The organism is Hymenobacter sp. M1-2 (assembly GCF_057808495.1).
Window position 1 is genome coordinate 109690 of record NZ_JBTYZO010000013.1, and the last position, 19508, is coordinate 129197.

14 protein-coding genes are annotated in these 19508 nt (G+C 58.1%); 6 read left to right on the forward strand and 8 right to left on the reverse strand.

The features are described from left to right. Positions 1-110: 110 nt before the first annotated feature. Positions 111-3797: a DNA polymerase III subunit alpha gene (gene dnaE / locus ACYSMN_RS14060; protein ID WP_488924600.1), complete on the reverse strand. Its 3687-nt coding sequence runs from the start codon at positions 3795-3797 to the stop codon at positions 111-113. 341 nt (positions 3798-4138) lie between these two features. Between dnaE and ACYSMN_RS14065 the strand changes: the two genes are divergently transcribed. The 3 genes from ACYSMN_RS14065 (at position 4139) to ACYSMN_RS14075 (ending at position 6485) form a co-directional block, all read left to right on the forward strand. Continuing rightward, a complete protein-coding gene (locus ACYSMN_RS14065; protein WP_488924529.1) occupies positions 4139-4690 on the forward strand; it encodes a hypothetical protein in 552 nt (183 codons plus the stop codon). Beyond that, the gene (locus tag ACYSMN_RS14070) at positions 4683-5138 is read left to right on the forward strand and encodes a hypothetical protein (RefSeq protein ID WP_488924530.1); all 456 of its coding nucleotides are present in this window, start codon (positions 4683-4685) and stop codon (positions 5136-5138) included. The genes ACYSMN_RS14065 and ACYSMN_RS14070 overlap by 8 nt, the downstream gene beginning before the upstream one ends. Positions 5139-5411: 273 nt before the next feature. Further along, entirely contained in the window at positions 5412-6485 is a 1074-nt protein-coding gene (locus ACYSMN_RS14075) for a fatty acid desaturase family protein (RefSeq protein ID WP_488924531.1), read from the forward strand. 65 nt (positions 6486-6550) lie between these two features. On the opposite strand, the gene ACYSMN_RS14080 is transcribed toward ACYSMN_RS14075, so the two are convergent. The 7 genes from ACYSMN_RS14080 to ACYSMN_RS14110 all read right to left on the reverse strand — a co-directional run bounded on the left by ACYSMN_RS14080 (position 6551) and on the right by ACYSMN_RS14110 (position 17663). Continuing rightward, entirely contained in the window at positions 6551-7213 is a 663-nt protein-coding gene (locus ACYSMN_RS14080; protein ID WP_488924532.1) for a LysM peptidoglycan-binding domain-containing protein, read from the reverse strand. Positions 7214-7266: 53 nt separating this feature from the next. Further along, a complete protein-coding gene (locus ACYSMN_RS14085; RefSeq protein ID WP_488924533.1) occupies positions 7267-9705 on the reverse strand; it encodes a LysM peptidoglycan-binding domain-containing protein in 2439 nt (812 codons plus the stop codon). Between the two features lie 857 nt (positions 9706-10562). Continuing rightward, on the reverse strand, positions 10563-13529 hold the full coding sequence (locus tag ACYSMN_RS14090) for a TonB-dependent receptor (RefSeq protein ID WP_488924534.1): 2967 nt from the start codon (positions 13527-13529) through the stop codon (positions 10563-10565). Between the two features lie 260 nt (positions 13530-13789). Further along, complete coding sequence (locus ACYSMN_RS14095) at positions 13790-14431, reverse strand: O-methyltransferase (protein WP_488924535.1); 642 nt, start codon at positions 14429-14431, stop codon at positions 13790-13792. Between the two features lie 102 nt (positions 14432-14533). Then, on the reverse strand, positions 14534-14974 hold the full coding sequence (locus tag ACYSMN_RS14100) for a YDG/SRA domain-containing protein (protein ID WP_488924536.1): 441 nt from the start codon (positions 14972-14974) through the stop codon (positions 14534-14536). A gap of 235 nt (positions 14975-15209) precedes the next feature. Next, positions 15210-16442 carry a M16 family metallopeptidase gene (locus ACYSMN_RS14105; RefSeq protein ID WP_488924537.1) on the reverse strand — a complete coding sequence of 411 codons (1233 nt, stop codon included), beginning with the start codon at positions 16440-16442 and terminating at the stop codon, positions 15210-15212. A 165-nt stretch (positions 16443-16607) separates the two neighbouring features. Beyond that, positions 16608-17663, reverse strand: a complete 1056-nt coding sequence (locus tag ACYSMN_RS14110) for a glycosyltransferase family 9 protein (protein WP_488924538.1) — start codon at positions 17661-17663, stop codon at positions 16608-16610. A gap of 395 nt (positions 17664-18058) precedes the next feature. Between ACYSMN_RS14110 and ACYSMN_RS14115 the strand changes: the two genes are divergently transcribed. The 3 genes from ACYSMN_RS14115 to ACYSMN_RS14125 all read left to right on the forward strand — a co-directional run bounded on the left by ACYSMN_RS14115 (position 18059) and on the right by ACYSMN_RS14125 (position 19415). Continuing rightward, positions 18059-18205 (forward strand): hypothetical protein, encoded by a 147-nt coding sequence (locus ACYSMN_RS14115; RefSeq protein WP_488924539.1) that lies wholly within the window; start codon positions 18059-18061, stop codon positions 18203-18205. Positions 18206-18220: 15 nt separating this feature from the next. Continuing rightward, on the forward strand, positions 18221-18766 hold the full coding sequence (locus ACYSMN_RS14120; RefSeq protein WP_488924540.1) for a hypothetical protein: 546 nt from the start codon (positions 18221-18223) through the stop codon (positions 18764-18766). Between the two features lie 415 nt (positions 18767-19181). Beyond that, positions 19182-19415 carry a hypothetical protein gene (locus ACYSMN_RS14125; RefSeq protein ID WP_488924541.1) on the forward strand — a complete coding sequence of 78 codons (234 nt, stop codon included), beginning with the start codon at positions 19182-19184 and terminating at the stop codon, positions 19413-19415. Positions 19416-19508: the final 93 nt, after the last annotated feature.

The window sequence follows — 19508 nt, forward strand, 5'->3', positions numbered from 1 at the left end:
ACCTCTTTTTTGTTTATGCGGTTCGGCATTGGTACCGCTCCATAGCTCAGGGTTTAAACCCTGGGCCAGGAGGGTCATTAATTCTGTTCGCGCTGACTGTGGGAGGAAATCTAGATCAGCTGACAAGCCTCAATTTCCATTTCGCGCATCTTCCGAATAAACTCTTTGGGCTCGATACGATAGCGCCGCGAGTAGGTGTCGACGGTGAGGTGCTCGTGGGGTTCGGCGAACTTGATTTCTAGCTTTTTGGAGCCAGAACTGCCTTCTACAGCTTCCATGAAACGATCCATGAAGGGTTCCGTGATAGTGCGCAGGTCGAGTTGGACGCGGACACCGTTAGCGAGCTTTTCGGCCACCTGGTAAAGCGGCTCCATTGTCATGATTTTGAACTCGAACTGGTCGGAGTCGCGGAAGCGCTGCTGGTATTTGCCGCGGATGAACATGGGCGGCACTTGCTCCTTATCGTAGTTGCGAGGATTGATGAGGGCGGAGAAGCGGCTGTAGTCGTCGCGGAACAGGGCCAGGTTGAGAGAGGATTCGTAATCCTCGACGTTGAACGACACGAAGGGTTGGCCAGTCTTGGTGGTTTTGAACAGCACGTTGGAAATGAGCCCAGCTACTGTCACCTCACGGTTTTTGTAGTTTTCCACTTTATCGAGCCCGCAGGTGCAGTAGGAGTCGATTTCGAGCTTGAAATCATCGAGCGGGTGGCCGGACAGGTAGAAACCTACCACTTCTTTTTCGCGGCGCAGCAACTCGGTAGCGGGCCAGGGCTCCATCTCCGGTACTTTGGGCAGCGGCATGGCTACGGCCCCAAATGCGCCGCCGCCAAACAAGCTCTGTTGCGCCGATTCCAGCTCCGCCTGGTACTGCTGGCCCATGCGCACCGCCTTGTCGATGAGGTTTTGGTCGCCGCCTAGAGCTTCCACGAACTGGCGGCGATGGTAGCGCTCAAACGAGTCGAAGGCGCCGGATAGCGCTAAACTTTCAAAGGTCTTCTTGTTGACGGCCCGCAGATTGACGCGCTTCGAGAAGTCGAAAATATCGGTATAGGGACCCTTTTTGTCGCGCTCCTGCACGATGCTTTCGATGGCAGCTTCCCCGGCACCTTTTACGGCTGCCATACCAAAGCGAATCTGCCCTTTCTCGTTCACGTTGAACTTGAGGATGGATTCGTTCACATCGGGGCCGAGTACGGACACACCCTGGCGGCGGGCTTCCTCAATGAAGAAGGTCACCTTCTTAATGTCCGACATGTTGTTGGTGAGCACCGCAGCCATGTACTCGGCGGGGTAATTGGCCTTGAGGTAGCCGGTCTGGTAGGCTACCACGGAGTAGGCGGCGGAGTGGCTGCGGTTGAAGCCATAGGCCGCAAACTTCTCCATCACGTCGAATACCTCGGAGGCCTTCTTGGCGGGAATGTTATGCAGCTTTTTGGCGCCTTCCACGAACTTCTCGCGCTCCTGGGCCATCTTTTTCATGTCCTTCTTACCCATGGCCCGGCGCAGCAAGTCGGCGCCGCCGAGGGAGTAGCCGGCCAGAATTTGAGCGGCTTGCATGATCTGCTCCTGGTACACCATGATGCCCTGGGAGTAGTTGAGGATGGGTTCCAGCAACTCGTGCGGGTATTCCACCGGTTCGCGGCCGTGCTTGCGGTTGATGAAGTTGGGGATGAACTGCATAGGACCGGGCCGGTAGAGGGCGTTCATGGCAATAAGGTCCTCGATGTTGGTGGGCTTGAGGTCCTTGAGGTACATGCGCATGCCCTCGGACTCGAACTGGAACGTGCCGATGGTGTCGCCGCGCTGGTACAGCTCGTAGGTTTTGGGGTCGTCGAGCGGGATGTCGTCGATGTCGATTTTGACGCCGTGGTTCTTCTCAATCAGGGCCAGGGCATCGACGATAATCGTGAGCGTTTTGAGCCCCAGGAAGTCCATCTTGAGCATTCCGGCACTCTCAATCACCTTGCCGTCAAACTGCGTGACGAGCAGGTCCGAGTCTTTGGAGGTGGAGACGGGAATATACTTGGTGATGTCGTCGGGGGCAATGATGACGCCGGCGGCGTGGATGCCGGTGTTGCGCACCGAGCCTTCGAGCTTCTCGGCGAGGCGCAGAATATGGCCGCGCAGGTTGTCGGGCGCGTCGTCGCGCCGAATCATATCCAGCTCCTGGTTTTCGGCGAAGGCTTTGGCCAGCGTGGTGCCTACTTGCTCGGGCACCATCTTGGCCAGCTCATTGGTGGCGGGCAGGGGCAGCTCCATGGCCCGCGCTACATCCTTGATGCTGGACTTAGCGGCCATCGTACCGAAGGTGATAATCTGCGCCACCTGCGTTTTACCGTACTTATCGACCACGTAGTCAATCACACGCTGGCGGTTCACGTCGTCGAAGTCGATGTCGATATCGGGCATGGACACGCGCTCCGGGTTGAGGAAACGCTCGAACAGCAGGCTGTACTTGATGGGGTCGATGTTGGTGATGCCCACGCAGTACGCCACCGCTGAGCCAGCCGCCGAGCCCCGGCCCGGACCTACGGCCACGCCCATGTCGCGACCCTTGTTGATGAAGTCCTGCACGATGAGGAAGTAACCCGCAAAGCCCATCGTTTCAACAATGCGCAATTCGTAGTCAAGCCGCTCTTCGATTTCGGGAGTACGCTCGGAGTAGCGGGGCTTGGGGCCTTCGAAAGCACCTTTGTAGGTGAGGTAGCGCAGGTAAGCGTCGGCGGTGGGGTGCTCGGGCGGCAGCGGGAAGTTGGGTAGCAGAATGTCGCGCTGGAGCTTGGGCGGCGTGATCTTGTCGACGATTTCGTTGGTGTTGTCCACGCTTTCCGGCACGTCCTGAAACAGCCGGTTCATCTCCTCCTGCGTTTTGAAGTAGAATTGGTCGTTGGGGAAGCCGAAGCGCGCGCGCGGCCTGGGCATCTGCGCTTCCTCATCAATGCGCATGAGCTGGCGCCGCACTTGGTCGTCGGAGGAAGAAAGGGGCCGCAGGTTGTCGAGGTGGTCGTAGAGCACCTTGCTGTCCTGCGACATCAGCCGGAAATACTTGGTCTGGAAGTCACCAACCGGAATGCTGTGTTCCTCGCCGGTGTTCACGCACAGCAGCAGGTCGTGGGGCGCGAAGTCAGTTTGGTCGACGTAGTGGGAGTCGTTGGTGCAGATGACCTTGAGGTTGTACTTCTTGGCCCACTTCAGGAGCACCTGGTTGAGGTCTTCCTGGTCTTTGCCGGTGTTGTCGATGTTCTTGAGGCCGTGCCGCTGGATTTCCAGGTAGTAGTCGTCGCCAAAGAGGTCAAGCCACCATTTGAGTAGTTTCTCGGCTTCTTCTTCCGACTTCCAGAGCAGCGCCTGCGGAATCTCCGCGCCAATGCAGCAACTCGTGGCAAGTAGGCCCTCGTGGTATTGCTCAAGCAGCTCCTTATCGATGCGCGGGTACTTGGAGTACACGCCTTCGATGAAGCTCATGGAGCAGAGCTTGGCCAAATTCTGGTAGCCGGCCTGGTCTTTAGCCAGCAGCAATTGGTGGTGCCGCACGTCCCGCTCGCCCTTTTCCCGGCTGAAGCTCTTTTTGTGCCGGTCTTCCACCAAGTAAAATTCACAGCCCACAATAGGCTTCACGTTGTACTTATTCGCCTCCGCCACGAAGTTGAAAGCCCCAAACATGTTGCCGTGGTCGGTGAGGGCAACAGCGGGCATGCCATCGGCCTGAGCCTTTTTCATCAACTGGCCAATGCTGGCTTGGCCGTCGAGAAGGGAATATTGGGTGTGGCAGTGCAGGTGTGAGAAGACGGGCATGGGCAACGGGCTCCGGGCCGTTAGGGAACGAAGCTTCAAGTAAAGTTACCGCCGAGACAGGGGAAAGGAAACGTTGTGGTGTCAGATGTTTTTGCGTATCGTCGCTGGTAGTGCGCACCGAAAAAACTATATGTGATACGCACTAGCTACTGACCATGCAATCAAGTAACAGAACTGTGAGATGCCTGTGTGCTCTTGCGCACCGCCAAAATGCGCGCAGTTTTGGAGCCAGATAGACGTGCGTCCGAAGTAGATGATGCCTTCCATAACTAATACAACAAGCTTTATCGTGAGCTTATTCGGTATTGCATATCGCAATACGCGATAAATAAGTTGATATTATGGCAGAGCACAAAGGTATGCGGCCCCAGGATGTGGTTGTTCTGTTGAAGCTGGTCAGTTTAGGCCGACGGGTAGAGCAGTTATCGGAAAGAGAGTTTGCACGGTTAAGTGGGCAGACTTATTTGGCCGTTGCGCTTGGACTGAGCCAGTCGGAAGTATCAGGCTCGTTGCGTCGTAGCCGATTGGCCGGGTTGTTAGGAGAGAACAAAAAACTAGTCTACCAACGTAATCTGCTTGATTTCCTCGTTTTCGGGCTGCGCTATGTGTTTCCAACAAAGCCCGGACCTATAGTAAGGGGGATGACTACTGCTCATTCAGCAGAGCCGCTGCGTAACAGCATTCTAAGCCAGGAGCAGTACGTATGGCCTGATGCTGAGGGAGAGGAGCGGGGGCATTCCATCGAGCCGCTCTATGCAAAAGTGCCCTATGCCGCGCGCCAAGACGCGGACCTGTACGCGCTACTAGCTTTGACCGATGCGCTGCGGGTAGGCAAGGCTCGCGAAATCAAATTGGCGCGACAGAAGCTCACTGATTACTTGGCCCATGAGTAAGCACCAAAATATGGTGGCGCTACAGGCTGTAGCCAACGCTCTTGGTGATATGCTGCCAGAAGTTGTATTCGTGGGCGGTGTAACTATTGGTCTGTATGGAGACCAGAAAATAGCTCCTGAGTCTCGGCCAACGGATGACGTAGATTGCATAATGAATGCGCCACACTTATTGGCTACCAAGTTTTGCGCTTTACAAGATCGGGGTGAGGACTTACGATACGATGCAGATTTCGAGGACATTCTTTACGTCTTTACCTATCGTCGGGAGTTGCTACGGGAGATACTGGATAGTTCCACTGAGGTGCAGCACTACCTAGGCATTTGCTGCCAGGTACTACTCATGCGAACCAACCTTCAGGAAGCTATTGACGCTGCAAAAGACCACGATGCTAGTATTACAGCAATCGGGAGTGTCATAAAACAGATAGCCGCATTGCTGCATAAGTAGACGATAGATTTCAGCAAAATCCAACTAAAGAAGAGTTCCAGGAATCTCTAATGCACCGCAAACCGACTATCTTGCGCAACTCTACTATACGCATTCCACTTGCGGTGGCGTTAGGATAGCTCTTCGCGTTGTCTGGCTCTTCAGCGGCGCGCTTATCTCACCGAGTATTTATTTCGCAGCACTCTTGGCTTCGGCGGGCATTTTAATTTCTCTGTGTTTGCTATTTAGTCTCGCAGTCACCCACGGCCGAACCAACCGGCCAGTATGCCCTTCATGAAGTATTTGGTTGCCCTCACCGATCCGGTTTACGACCAGTCGGCCCCCGTTTCTCGCTTCGGCAGGTTTCTGCTGCAATTCATCCAGGATAAGCGCGACTTGCCTTTTGTTTATCTCATCCTGGAAATCTCGCTTACTCTGTTGCCGCTGGCAGCGCTGTTGTTTGTGCCGCACTTACCGAATACCATATGGTGGGGCGTGTTCAGCGTGTACCTCTTCCTGACGACTTTCTACTTCAAGGGGCCGTTTGGGCTGATGCTACACTGCACCAGCCACCGTATTCTGTTCAAGAAGAAATACGCGCAGCTGAACCACTACATTCCGTGGGTGATAGGGCCTTTGTTTGGGCAAACGCCGGAAACGTACTTCACGCACCATCTGGGCATGCATCACCCCGAAAACAACCTGCCCGACGACGAAAGCTCCACCATGTACTACCAGCGCGACTCGCTGGTCAGCTTCGGCCGCTACCTCGCTGATTTTTTTCTGCTGGGCATCCCAAAGCTCGTGCGCTATTTCGGCCGCACCAACAAAACCAAGCTGCGCCGTCGTTTGCTGCGCGGCGAGGTAGTGTACTTGGTGACGTGCGTGGTACTGGCTTTCGTGAATTGGCCGGCTATGCTGGCGGTGTTGGTGCTGCCCGTGTTAGTAACGCGCACCGTGATGATGCTCGGCAATTGGAGCCAGCACGCTTTCATTGATGCGGCTGACCCCGGCAACGCGTACACCAACAGCGTGACCTGCATCAACACCAAGTACAACCACAAATGCTGGAACGACGGCTACCACATCAGCCACCACTTGAAACCGGCCATGCACTGGACCGAGCATCCGGCGCACTTCCAGAAAAACGTGGCGCAGTACGCCCAGCAAGGCGCCGTAGTATTCGACGGGATTCACTTCCTGCACATTTTCGCCTATCTCATGACTGGGCGCTACAATCTACTGGCCCGCAACTTCGTCGATATAGGCAACCAGTATAGTTCCGATGAAGAAATAGTAGCTTTCCTGAAGTCGCGCACTAAGCGTATTGCGCGCGTGGCTGAGCCCGAACTGGTGGCGGCAGCGTAAGACGAGGGTTTACAGAATAAAAAGGCACCAGATCGGTGCCTTTTTTTGTGGTTGTGGCTGAAGCTTCACTTCGCCGGATCCAGGAGTAGGATTTCACCAATCCTAACCATAGCATCGGCTTTATTATTCCAAGCCTGGACCTGCGCGGGCGTAACGGCGTAGCGGCGAGCAATGCTGTAAAGACTTTCACCTTTTTGCACAATATGACGAACGCTGAGCCGTGCAAAGCTGCGTGGCACAGATGTAGCAGTTGCAGCTGGTGCTGGTTGCGGTTTGACAGGGGAAGCCGGTGCAGCGCCAGTTGCAGCGGTGGCGGGCGGTGAACTGCCTATAAAGCCGGTGGCGCGCAATTTTGCCGCGGCTTCCTTCAGGGCTGGGTTGCGGGCAGCCCGCACGTCGAAACCTTGGAACTGAGAGCTTTGCTGCAAGGTGCGCAACTCTTGCTGCCAGGGCTGCTGGCGGAGGCGTTGTGCCAGAGCTTGTTGCTGCTCCCGGGTGAGGCTACTCGTGTAGCGCGAAAGCCGCTGATTTAGCGCTGGTATATCGTGCAGGACAGCTTCAATGAGCTGCGTGGCACGGGCGTCATTCGGCTCGAAATAGATGCCGCGCAGCTGTCGCACGCTGGTTTGCACCAGACTCGCCATTGCTCGCACGGAATCTTCCGACAGCGGCGCTACAGCGGGAGCAGCCGGCTGCTGGGCTTGGCTGGTCAGCGGCGCCGTTGCCAAACAAGTGCTTAAAAATGCACAACAAGCCAAACGCATTACCAGAGCACTAAGGCCTATTTCGTGGGTTGTACGACCAGCACTTCGCCGGGCTTCACGTTGAAGTCAGCCTTGCTGTTCCACTCCATGATCTGCTTGATGGTGACGCCATATTTCCGCGAAATAGCGTACATGGACTCGCCGGCCGCTACTGTGTGGCGTACGGTGGCAAGGGCCGGCGCGGCACTCGGAGCAGGAGTGGCAGAGTTGGTAGCAGCCGCAGGTGTGACTGGTGAGCTAGCAATGGAAGCAGAACTGGTAGCTGCTTTGGGCTGATAGGCGCCAGCACTAACCACTGCTTTGGCAGGAGCCGTTTCGGCAGTAGGAGAGGCTGCGGGGGGGGTGGCAACTACCCGTAGCGTTTGACCGACGCGGAGCGAGGGATTCTGAGGCAGACTGTTCCAGGCAATAAGATCGGCGGGGCGCAGACCGTAACGACGAGCTATGGCATAGAGCCCTTCTTTAGGCTGAACTACGTGCAGGCCATTAGCAGGCAAGGCATCTACAGGACCAGTAGTAGCCACTGGAACTGGAGTGGAGGCTGGAGCGGCGACTGGCTGAGGCTTTGAAGCGGCGGCTGGGGTAGTAGCTGGAACTGGCTTGGAGGCAGCGGCAGCAGTGGCAGCCGGAGCAGAAGCAGCTGGCGTAGGCTTGACAACGGGCGCATTGCTCACCGGAGCTGGCTTGCTGGCTGGTTGCGAGGCAGCAACAGGTGCTGTAGATTCCTCGGCGACTGGTTCATCGGCAACGGGCGTGGGAGTCGGCAGCGTTTTCTTGGCCGGCTGGCCCGCGTATACCCCGCGTGATGGCGCCGCGGGCGCCGGAGCGGAAGAAGCTGGAGCTGTTTTGGGAGCTGGGGTGGGTTTCGCTACTGGCGCGGGCGGCAACTCGTTCAGATTCTCCGTGGTGGCATCGGTGGCGCTTTCCGGTTGGGTGGCGGTGCTGCCGCTAGCTTCGGTTTCCTCGGCTTCTTCTAGGGTTTCAGTGGCATCTTCCAAGGTGCGGACTGCACTTGCCGTCGAGCCCATGTAGGGATCTGCTTCATCAGCGCGGCGCTTTTTAGGAGCCGGGGCAGGTGCCGGCTTTGCCTTGGCTACTGGCGGCGCCGAGGCGGTTGGGGTAGCGGGGGAGGTGGGGGGTGCCGCCGTTACGGATTTGCTCACGGGCCGCTCGAAAGCTGCCAGAGCAGCCTCGTTTTTACTGTCGGCGTATTCGATGGCTACTTCCTTGGGGCGGGTGTGTTGCAGCCACAGAATGCGGCCGGGGCGCAGTTCCTCGTTGCGAGGCATGCGGTTTTTGCTCCAAATAGCCTTAGCCCGCACGCCGTACTTCTGCGACACCGTGGCCACGCTTTCGCCGGGCTGGGCCACGTGGTATTCCACTTCGCCTTTGTCGCGCTTCTTCTGTACAAAGTAAGGCTGGCCTACTACAATATTGTCGAAGGCGAATAAGTCGTTGAACTGCATGAACTTGCGCACCTTCAGGCCGGCACGTTTGGCCAAGCTTTCCTTGGTGTCGCCGGGTAGGGCTACGAGGGCCCGCAAGCCGTTTACGCGGACGTAGTCGGTATTTTGCGGGTCGGCTTTGGGCTGATGCAGGAGCTGGCCAGCGGTGGCGGTTTTCTGCTGCGCCGCAATGGCTGTGAGCTGGATCTGGTCCACGACGGGAACCATGATCGTGTAAATCCGGTCGCTGGGGATAGTGGAGGTGAGCAGCCAGCGGTTGTGGCGGGCCATCTCGGCGGGGTTGGTTTGCAGGGTCTGGGCGATGCTAACCAGCGTGAAGCCCGCCGGCGCCGGAAACTCCTGGAACGTCAGCGGGGGCTTGGGGTTCTGGCCTACGGCGGGCTCGTAAGCCAGCTTATGGGCCAGCATGGTGAGCACGTAGGGGTGGGTTTTTTCGGAAATTTCCATTTCCGTTGCGTCGAAATCGGTGGGTAGGGTGAAGGATTTCACGCCGCCGGAGCCCAGGTTGTAGCTGAGCAGCGCGTTCACCCAGTTGTGCAACGGCGCGTTGTTGCGCTGCAAATACTTGGCTGCCGCGTGCGACGAAGCCACAATGTGCTTGCGCTCGTCCACTACCTCGTTCATCACCAGCCCAAAATCAGCCGCCGATTCGCGCTTGAACTGCCAATACCCCACGGCATCGTGAATGCTGTGCGCTTCACCTTGTAGGCCGCTTTCCTGGAGGGCCAAGAAGCGGAAATCCAGCGGCACGCCTTCTTCCTGAAATACCCGCTCGATAACCGGAAAATAGGCGTCGGCGAGATTTACGCGGGACTGAAAGGAGGCCTGGTGGCTGCGGATGGCATCTACTTTCTGCTGCAAGGTCTTACGCCCACCGTCGGTGAGGCGCAGGTGCAGACCAGCAAAATCCAGGGTGGCAGGAACGGTCACGCTCTGGGCAGCGGCCAGCAACGGGAGCCAGCAGAGCAGCGTGAATAGGAATCGTTTCATAACAAGCAAATAATCAGCAAAAGCGGATACCTGGCCGCGCGACTTATGCCCGCCAGATTTCGACTCCTACAAAGTAGAGGAAAAAAATGCGGGAAATGATAGAATTAGGCTCTTTCCAAGGCATTATCCTCAATAAACTCTTTAGAAGGGGGCAGCTTTTTAATCTTGAGAAGACTGAGTTGCACATGAAGTATAGCGGCGCTGTCCTTCGCTAGAATCTTCTTACAATCTTGGAGTCAAGAAATTACAAGCCCTTTCGCCATTGAAAAAGCGCCGATCATTTGGCTAGCGCTCCGTCAGGCACAGTACAGGGCATTTGTGGAGAGTAGCTGTTAGAAGGCGAAATTTCTGCGTAGGTCGCTAGCTGTGAGGGTGTGCGGCTGAAGGGATATATCACACGCAAGCCCGTTTATTGTTGTTGGCACGCCCTATCTTTGGTGTAAACACGGTAAACACCTGGCCAACGTATCGTCCCTGAAAGACGAAACCCCCGGTTGTTGGAGCAACCGAGGGTTCCAAGAAGTGGGTGAGTAAGCACCTAACTTCTCTACGAAAATGGGAAAGTATCGTGTTAAAGCGAAGACAGGCGGTTTATCCGTCCGTTTTCGTGTCCTGTTAGAACTGAGTAAAGCAGTACTAACAGGGGTTGTAAGAGGGCTCGTAGAAGAGTTCTTCAAGCAGCCGTAAGGTGATAGCGGGGGCTGGCTCCCGCTATTTTACATTTCTACCGTTTGTAGAATGGGACAAATATATAACCTATAACGCAAATTCTGTGTCAAAAGGTGTCGCAATTGTATGCACTACCGAACACAGTTGCAGTCAAGTGGCAATTATAATTTAAGGTGTAAAGAGCCAGGCTACATGCCGCCACCCGGAGGGCCAAAACCACCGGGCCGAGGACCGTCGGGGCCTCGACGGTCGGAGGGAGCTTCGCCGGGCAGGGCGTCGGAGCCACGGCCGGCGCCACCAGCGAAGCTGCGGATGTTGTAGGTGAACATCAGCATGAAGTAGCGTTGCAGGATGTTGGTTTGCACGTCTTCGGTGTACGCGGCCGTGTTGTTGACCTGGATGCTGTTGTTTTGGCCCAGTAAGTCGAAGGCGTAAAGCTTGATTTCGCCCTGCTGCTTGGCAAATATTTTCTTGCCCAAGGAGGCATTCCAGAGCACGAAGTTCTGGTTGAAGCCCGCTGATAAGCCGCTGTACAGCTGGTGGCTCACATCGGACTGCAACGTGATGCCCTTCGCTATAATCCAGGAGAAGCGCAGATTGGTATTCTGCCGGAAATACTGCCGGTCTACCTGGCCGGGCAGGCTGTTGCGCACGTAGGTTTGGCTGGAATTGGAGGAGAGGGTGAAGTCCAGCTCCGGGCTGATATTGCTGCTCAGTACCACACCCAAGCCCACGGAAGGCGTACGGCTGTAATTCAGCTCACTGAACACCAGGCCCGGCGTCTGAGAATAAGTGGCGTTGGCGTTCAGGTTCAGGTTGGACTTCGCGAAGCTGAGCGGCAGGCTGTAATTCAGAAAGGAGCGAAGCGTGTACTGCTGGTCCACGTTTACGGGCCGCGTGAGCTGCCCACCCGCCGGAATCACGATACCATCGACAGTGAGTGGCTCCACGCTGGCGTAAATGGTGTTGTTGGTGATGTAATTGTTGGTGTAGGAGCCGCCGAGCAGGGCGAAAAATGAAGTCGATTTCTCCGGCACCGCCGATGAGTAGCGGATGAACAAGTTGTGTCGGCTTTCCTGGCGCAGGTTGGGGTTGCCGGTGGTGAGTTGCAGCGGGTTGGCATTGTTCACCACTTCCTGGAGCTGGCTGATGCTGGGCGGATTGGTGCTCATGCGGTACATGAGCCGCAGATTCTGCTGCTTCGAGAAATTGTAGCGCACCATGGCGTTGGGCAGCACGTTCAGGAAAGTACGCTCCGTAAGGGCGGGGCGCGGAAATTCCTGGTCGCTGCGGAGCTGGGCGTTCTGCACGGCCGCGCCCACCATCCATTGCAGGTCCTTGTTTTGGTAGCGGTAGCTCAGCTCGCCGACATTAGTAAGGTAGCGGCTCTGAAACACGCTGCTGAGCGTATCGTTGAGAAGGCTGTAGGCTTGCTCACCGAAGGAGAAATCGTAGGTTTTCTTGTCGGAGTCGTTGGGGGTGTAGGAGAGGCGGTACTCGGCCTGCAACTGGCTGAACTTACTCAGCGGCTCGGTGTAGGTGAGGTTGCCGTTCCAAGCCCAACCCTGCTGCGTCAGCTCCGAAAATTGGTTGAGTAGCGTAGTGCCGCCGCCCACCGCCGACGTAGTAGAGAACAGGTTGTTGTCGCCGTTTTTGTCGTTATACGTCGTGTTGAGGCCCACCGAAACCGTGCGGCCCCGCTTGGCAAAGCGGTGACGGAAAAGCAATTGGTTGCTGGCCGTGATACCCGTCAGGGCCGAGCGGTAGTCACTTTCGTTAGCGCCTTGCGTTTCGCCGGCAGCGTCGCCGTTGGCCAGGAACGTGCGGCCATCGAGACCGTTGTTGCCAGTGTTGCGCTGTACGGAGAGGCTGGGTCGCCAGATGATTGAGTTGAGCGAGTCGAATTTGTGTTCGAGGCGGAGGTTGAAGCGGTTGTTGATGTTGCGGCTCGTGGTGAGCGAGTTTTCGTTGTAGCGCAGATCTTGGGTGGAATTTTCCGGTGCCACGTAGCGGCGCAGCAAGTTGGTGCGGGCTGTGTTGTCGCTGAGGTTGAAGAAGTAGCTGCCCTGCACGTCAGTTTTGGTGCCCCAGGCGTCGGAGTAGTTCAGGCCCAGCGCGTGGGTCCGGCTGATGCCGCCCTGCTGGCTCACCAGAAAGTCGCTGGCATTGCTGCCGCCCTGGCCACCTGGCCCGCCCGGTCCACCGCCTCCGCCGCCAACCCGGCCGCCGCCTTGCCCACGCTGGCTCTGGCCGCCTGCGCCGCTTTGGCGCGAAGCACCCACTACGCCCAGCAAATCCTCGGTGCCGAAGTTCTGCTCGTTCACATTGTTGCTCTGCGCCACCACGCTCAGCCGCTGCTTGCCTTTGAAGGAGTTGATGTTGCCGCTGAGCCGGTACCGGTCGTCCTGGGGGCCGTAGCCGGCCAGCACCCGCCCAAACTTACCGTTGCGAAACTGCGGCCGCGTCACGATGTTGATGGTTTTCTGCTGGTTGCCATCATCGAATCCCGTGAACTGGGCCTGGTCGGAGGCGCGGTCATAAACCTGCACTTTGTCGATTACCTCGGCCGGAATATTCTTAAGTACAGCGTCGGGGTCGTTGCCGAAAAACTCCTTGCCATCCACCAATACGCGCTGCACCTGCTCACCCTGGGCTTGTACCTTGCCCGTGCTGGGGTCCACCGTCACGCCAGGCATTTTGGTGATGAGGTCCTGCGCGTTGGCATCGGGGTTGGTTTTGTAGGAACCCGCGTTGAATTGGGCCGTGTCGCCCTTCTGGACGGCCGCCGCTGCTTTGCCCACCACCTCGACGCCTTTCAGCGCCACTCCGCCCGCACTCAGCGTGAGCGTGCCGAGCGCCAGCGGCTGCCCGGTGGCCGTGAGCTGCCGTCGTAGCGTCTGGTAGCCCAGAAACGAGACTATCAATTCGTAGCGTCCTGCTGGTAGGCCGGTTATCGTGAAGCTCCCGCTAGGGTCGGCCGCGGCGCCGTTCTTCACAGAATCAGCACCAAGTCCGCGCATGAGGATGTTGGCTCCAATCAGCGGCGCTTGGTCGGCCCCATCCACGACGCGCCCGGTCATGGACGTAGTCTGGGCCTGCACCGCGGCCATGCTCGTAAAAATCAGCAGAATACAAAGCGAAAAGAGTCGGTTCATCAACACAGCATAGAAACAGTATGCGCCTTAGACGCGGATAAGGCCACGTTGTTTAACCAAGCCGACTGTTTTCGGGTATTTCCGCCGGTCTGCCCGCTTTTTCGGCGGGCTGACCGGTCGAAGGACGCGCCATCTGGTAATTCTGAATTGGGAATTCTGAATTAGGGCGACCGGGCTATTATAACAACGTCAGCTTACTTCGACCCGTCTGCCCGCTTTTTCGGCGGGCTGACGGGCAGGCGTCTTTTTCGGGGCTGCTGCTAGAGTTTACGCACTAGCAGCAGACCGTCACGCAGGGGCAGAAACACATTCTCCACCCGAGCATCGGCCTGCACTTTATCATTGAAGGCGCGCACGGCGTGGGTGTCTTTGTCGGACGGTTTTACCGCGTAAGAGTCCACTACTTTGCCGCCCCACAGCACGTTGTCGATGAGCAGGAAGCCGCCCGGCCGCACTTGGGGTAGCACCAGCTCGTAGTAGGTATCGTTGTTGATTTTATCGGCATCGATGAACACCAAATCCCAGGTTTCCGTGAGCGTAGGCACGATGTGAGCCGCCGCGCCAATGTGCAGGTGTACGCGCGCCGCCAGCCCCGCCGCCGCCACGTAGCGCCGAATCCGGGTTTCCAGCTCGGGGTTGAATTCGATGGTGTGCAACTCGCCATCCGGCGCCAAGCCTTCAGCCAGGCACAGCGCCGCGTAGCCCGTGAAAGTGCCCAACTCCAGCACCCGCCGCGGCCGTATCATGTGGCTGATCATGCTTAGCAACCGCCCCTGCGCGTGCCCCGACAACATGCGCGGCATGAGCGTCTGCACGTGCGTTTCGCGGTTGAGCCGGGCTAGCAGCGGCGGCTCAGGCGACGTATGCAGGTCGGCGTAGCGGAAGAATTCGTCGGACGACATAGCGGGAAGAATAGGTAGCCGCAAATGTAGCGCGGACTTTAGTCGCAGCTCCTGGTTGTACACCTCAGGCTTGGTGCCGAGAGCTGCGGACTAAAGTCCGCGCTACAGCCGATCAGGAACCAGCCGGAACAGGAATACTTGAAAACCGGCTTTGCCACGAACAAACTTGTAGTCCACGACGCGGTAGAGGCCTTCGTAGCGAAACACCTCGGTGCCATCGTGTAGCACGCGCTGAAAGACGCGCACGGGCTGGCCGGTTTCCTGGCTGCGGCGCATTGCTAGATTGCGCCCCGTCATTTCCTGGTCGGTTATCTGCTTGCCGGTTTTGAGGTCACGACCACCACTGCCGGAATAGATAATTTCTTCTTCCCCAAACAGATCATCCTCGTACGCCCCAGCCAGCACGATGGAATCGGCGCCTTCGGCTTGGCTGCCGCTCACGCCGGCGCGGCGCGGCCGGTGTAGTCCCCGCAAACTCAACTCCAACCGGTTCGCGAATGTGTCGCCCGGCCGGTAAGTGCCGATGTGGCCAAAGACGCGCATGGTTGATGTGCTGATTTTTTAATGTGCTAATGGTTGTGCTGTCATTGCGAGGAGGCACGACGACGCAATCCTTCCTCTCACAGCGGAGAATGTCACTTGTAAGAAAAGCCCTTGACGTTAGGTTGCCACACTAATTTCTGAAGGCTTGTCTGTGTAGGAAAGGTGAATCTTTGAGAGGAAGGATTGCTTCGCTTCGCTCGCAATGACAGAGGCTGCGCAAGAACAGCAGTCCGCTTTACTCCGGCACGTATTGCAGCACGCTCAAATTGTCGTCGGTCAGCACGTCGTTGGCTAGTTCCAGCAGCTCGGCGGCGGTGATGGCGCGCACCCGGTCGAATATTTCGTTGATGGATTCGACGCGGCCGATGTCGAGGATGCTTTTGGCTAGCAACTGCATCATACCGCCGTTACTTTCCTCGGCCATCGCCATTTGGCCCATTAGCTGCTCCTTAGTGGTGTGCAGCTGGGCAGTGCCCAGCGCCTGCTCACGCAGCTTTTTCAGCTCCTTTTGCACCAGCGAAATAGTGCGGGCCACTTGCTTTTTCTCGGTGCCGAAGTAGATGCCAAATAGTCCCGTATCGGTGTAGGGCGAGTACGTGGCGTCGATGGTATAAACGAGGCCGTACTTCTCGCGCACGGCCAGGTTGAGGCGAGAATTCATGCCAGGACCGCCGAGCAGGTTGCTCAGCATGAAAAACGGAATCCGTCGCGGGTCTTCGATGGCGTAGGCCGGGCCCCCAATCAGGCAGTGCGCCTGCGTGATGGGCTTGCGCTCCAATTTCTCCACCCGCTGGTAGCCACTAAACGCGGTGCGGGGCCGCGCACCCAGGCGGGCCGGCAGCGGCGCCAGAAACTTATCGGCCAGGCGTTTCACCTCTTTGAAGGGCAGGTTGCTCACGGAACTGAATACCAGCCGGTCGGTGCGCACGTTCTCGGCCAGAAACTGCCGGAAATCGGCCTGCTGGAAGCTGCTCACGCTTTCCCGCGTGCCCAGAATGTTGTGGCCTAAGGCGTGGTTGGCGAAAATCACCCCGTCGAAATCGTCGATGATGGCGTCTTCGGGAGCGTCGAGGTACATGGCCATTTCCTCCAGAATCACACCGCGCTCCTTCTCAATCTCCTTCTCCGGGAACACCGAGTGGAAGGTCAGATCCGTCAGCAGCTCGAAGGCCCGCTCGAAATGGGTGCTGAGCAGCGAGGCGTAGAAGCAGATTTTCTCTTTGGTCGTATAGGCATTCAGCTCGCCGCCCACGGTTTCGAGGCGGTTTAGAATGTGGAAGCTTTTGCGCTTTTCGGTGCCTTTGAAGGCCATATGCTCCCAGAAGTGCGCCAGCCCCTGCTGGGCCGGTTTTTCGTCGCGGGAGCCAATGTCGAGCAGGAAGCCGCAGTGCGCGATTTTGGTGTGCAGCACTTGCTTATGCAGAACCCGAATGCCATTCGGCAGCTCGTACAGGTCGTAATCAGACATGGAAAGGGAATTGAAGTCTTGGGGCCGGCAGTGCCAGGCCCCGGTCCTGTATAACCCGTCAGCGGGGCAGGTGGTTGCAAAGGTACGCACGCCAGAACCCCACCCCAACCCCTCCCCAAAAGGAGAGGGGCTCTAGCTTTAGAACACTAGCTCCTAAAATTAAAGCTAGAGCCCCTCTCCTTTGGGGAGGGGTTGGGGTGGGGTTACCCGCTCCGCTTCCGCCAAAACAGCCAGCAACTGCTGGGTTTCGATGCCGTGGGCGCAACAGAAGTGGCCTAAGGGGCATTTGCGGTAGCCGTGCAGTCCGCACGGTTTGCAGGGAAGCCCGCCTTCAATTTCGACCACGCGCGAAAACTTGCTGAGCGGGCCGAAGCCAAAAGCGGGAACCGTGGAACAGAACACCGCGCAGGTGGGCGCATCCAAAGCCGAGCACAGGTGCATGGGGGCTGAGTCGTTGACGTAGTTGAGCACAGCGCCGCGCATCAGAGCGGCCGAGGCCAGCAAGGAAAGCTGCCCGGCCAGATTTACCACGCCCAACCGGCCGCTGGCTTGCCGCAGCTCCTCGCAGGCCGCTACGTCGGGCGGGCCGCCGAGCAAGTACACGGGGTAGTGCGCCGGCAAAGCAGCTAGCAGCTTGAGCCACTGCTCCGGCGGAAATTGCTTCGTAAACCACACCGATGTAGGCGCGATGCACACGTACGGACCAGCCGCGGCATAAGGCGCGGCGGCAGCTTCGTCGGCGGGGGTAGGGTAGAGGCGGGGCCGGATGGTGGGGCCTGCGTAGGTTGGGTCGAGCAGGCGCAGGTTGCGTGCCACCTCGTGCACACCTTCCTCAATCACGTGCGGCGCGGTGCGCGTAAACCAGCGGGCAAATGGATTTTTGTCGAAACCAATTCGCTCCCGCGCGCCCGAAAACGCCGTCAGGAAGCCGGTGGAGGCGAAGCGCTGGAGCGTAATTACCCGGTCGTAGTGCGTGCGGCGGATGTGCTGAAGCAGGTACCACAAGCCGCGGTATTTGTCTTGCTTCTTGTCCCAGACCAGCACTTGACGCACGTGCGGATGCTGCTTCACCAACCCTTCATTGCCCTTGCGCACCAGAAAATCTACGGGCGTATCGGGCTCCGTGCGGTGCAGGTGTTCCAGCAGCGCCGTCGCCAGAATTACGTCGCCGATAAAAGCAGTTTGGATGAGCAGAACGGGCCGGGGTGCGGAGGTAGGCATACAAAAGCAGTACGGGGCCGGCTAGTCAGCGGTAGCCGAATCGGAAAGTTAGCACCCCCAACGCAAGGTTAGCGAATAGGACGGCAGGTTAGTGGCCCGGACGCGCGGTCAGTGAACCGAAAGCCCGGTTACCGCACCGAATGCTCGCGGAAGTATCCCGAACACGCCCGGAAGTAGCCCGAGTGCCCCCGGAAGTCCCCCCGACGCTTCCAAAAGTGCCCCGAAGCTACCGCGCAGCGCCCCCAACACGTTCGGCAGTGCCCCGGATGCCTCCAAAAGTGCCCCCAACACGTTGCGCGCCTCCCGGCACGGCCAGCACGGTGTGCCCATTAGCTCAAGCATTAATTCCTCTATATTTAAGCAGTTTAGTACTTCACTCATTTTTTTCAGAACCTATGGAAAATAACCGCCTCGATGCCATGCTCCGGCGCGACGAAGGCACGGCCGCTGGCCTCGTGCGAGATCAGCCGCTCTGCGTCAACATCGAAGAAGACCTGGGTCCGTTGCGCACCGAGCATGCCGCCAACCTCGCGCAGGCCTAAAAGCTGGAAAGCGCCGTGCTCCGCGAAGACCTCGACGACTCCAGCAAGCAGAAAACCGCCGCCAAGAAACTCATGATCAACCTGGGCGAACGGCTGGCCAACGCCTTGCAGGCGCACGCCACCAGCGCCAGCAACACCGATGCCGACCTCGCCGGGCGGGTGCGCGTGAACCGCACCATGCTCACCGCCGCCGACGAGGGAACCCTGGCCGGCCTCGTCAGCGGGTTGCTGCGGGAGGCCGAACCGCTGACCGATGCCTTGGCCCGCCGTGAGTTTACGGCCACCGACCTCACCGAACTGCAACGCCTGCACCAGCGTTTCGAGGCCAAGCAGCTGCGGCAGCGCGCCAGCACCGTAGACGGCAGCACGGCCCGCAAAACGCTGGAAGCCCTGCTGCGCCGCAACGCTGACCTCATCAAAAAGATGCGCGTGCAGGTCCGCCCTTTCCAGGGCACGGCCAAAAACGAGGTGTGGCTGCGCTTCCAGAGCTATACCAAAGTGCTCGTGCGTGGCGGGGGTAGTACAGCCACCGGTTCCAAAGGCACCACTACCCCAGCTTAGAACCCGCAACGCGGCCCCAGAGGCGCGAAGCCGTTGAAACCAAGCGTCCCTCGCCGCACCCGCGACGAGGGACGCTTGGTTTCAACGGCTTGTTTCTACGGACCACCTCTCTAATAAAGGTAGGACTTACGCACGGCGGCGCTTGTTTAGCCCCGGAGGGGCGGTATGTCGGTAGCAACCAGCCGGTAAAAAACCACTAAAGCCCCGGAGGGGCGACACTACCCGTTCAACGATTGGTGCCGCCCCGATGGGGCTTGGTTCCATAGCGCAGCTGTTTTTGCTACCGATATACCGCCCCTCCGGGGCTTCCCATAGGCCGCCGTGCGTAAGTCCTGAAAGGATAAAGCCCCGGCGGGGCTTTGCATCATTCACTCAGCGGAGCCTACCGATATACAGCCCCTCCGAGGCTGGTTGCGTGAGTTCTGTCGAAGTAGAAACGAGCACGAAGCGCCATACAAGATCCATCCGTCCGATAACGCTGCCCGTGGAAATGGATGGCGGCTACCAGAACGCCACGCTCACGCTCCGCCACGACTACGGCGAGGTCGTCCTAAACAAAGCCGTAGTCGGGGTTTACCGCGAAGACCAAAGCGAATTTCAGGTTGGTGTACGGGGTGTAGCGCGAAGCTCCGGCTTCGCGCATCGTTGAACGACACGCGTTGCTACCACCCGCTAGTCGTTCAACCTCCGCAACGATGCGCGAAGCGGAAGCTTCGCGCTACACCCCGTACACCAACTCAGG

Bases quoted from the DNA above. Each gene is read 5' to 3' on its own strand.
- ACYSMN_RS14115 (WP_488924539.1), top strand. From the start codon at position 18,059: ATGGAAAATAACCGCCTCGATGCCATGCTCCGGCGCGACGAAGGCACG.
- ACYSMN_RS14110 (WP_488924538.1), bottom strand. From the start codon at position 17,663: ATGCCTACCTCCGCACCCCGGCCCGTTCTGCTCATCCAAACTGCTTTT.
- ACYSMN_RS14075 (WP_488924531.1), top strand. From the start codon at position 5,412: ATGAAGTATTTGGTTGCCCTCACCGATCCGGTTTACGACCAGTCGGCC.
- ACYSMN_RS14105 (WP_488924537.1), bottom strand. From the start codon at position 16,442: ATGTCTGATTACGACCTGTACGAGCTGCCGAATGGCATTCGGGTTCTG.
- ACYSMN_RS14070 (WP_488924530.1), top strand. From the start codon at position 4,683: ATGAGTAAGCACCAAAATATGGTGGCGCTACAGGCTGTAGCCAACGCT.
- ACYSMN_RS14090 (WP_488924534.1), bottom strand. From the start codon at position 13,529: ATGAACCGACTCTTTTCGCTTTGTATTCTGCTGATTTTTACGAGCATG.
- dnaE (WP_488924600.1), bottom strand. From the start codon at position 3,797: ATGCCCGTCTTCTCACACCTGCACTGCCACACCCAATATTCCCTTCTC.
- ACYSMN_RS14095 (WP_488924535.1), bottom strand. From the start codon at position 14,431: ATGTCGTCCGACGAATTCTTCCGCTACGCCGACCTGCATACGTCGCCT.
- ACYSMN_RS14065 (WP_488924529.1), top strand. From the start codon at position 4,139: ATGGCAGAGCACAAAGGTATGCGGCCCCAGGATGTGGTTGTTCTGTTG.
- ACYSMN_RS14085 (WP_488924533.1), bottom strand. From the start codon at position 9,705: ATGAAACGATTCCTATTCACGCTGCTCTGCTGGCTCCCGTTGCTGGCC.
- ACYSMN_RS14100 (WP_488924536.1), bottom strand. From the start codon at position 14,974: ATGCGCGTCTTTGGCCACATCGGCACTTACCGGCCGGGCGACACATTC.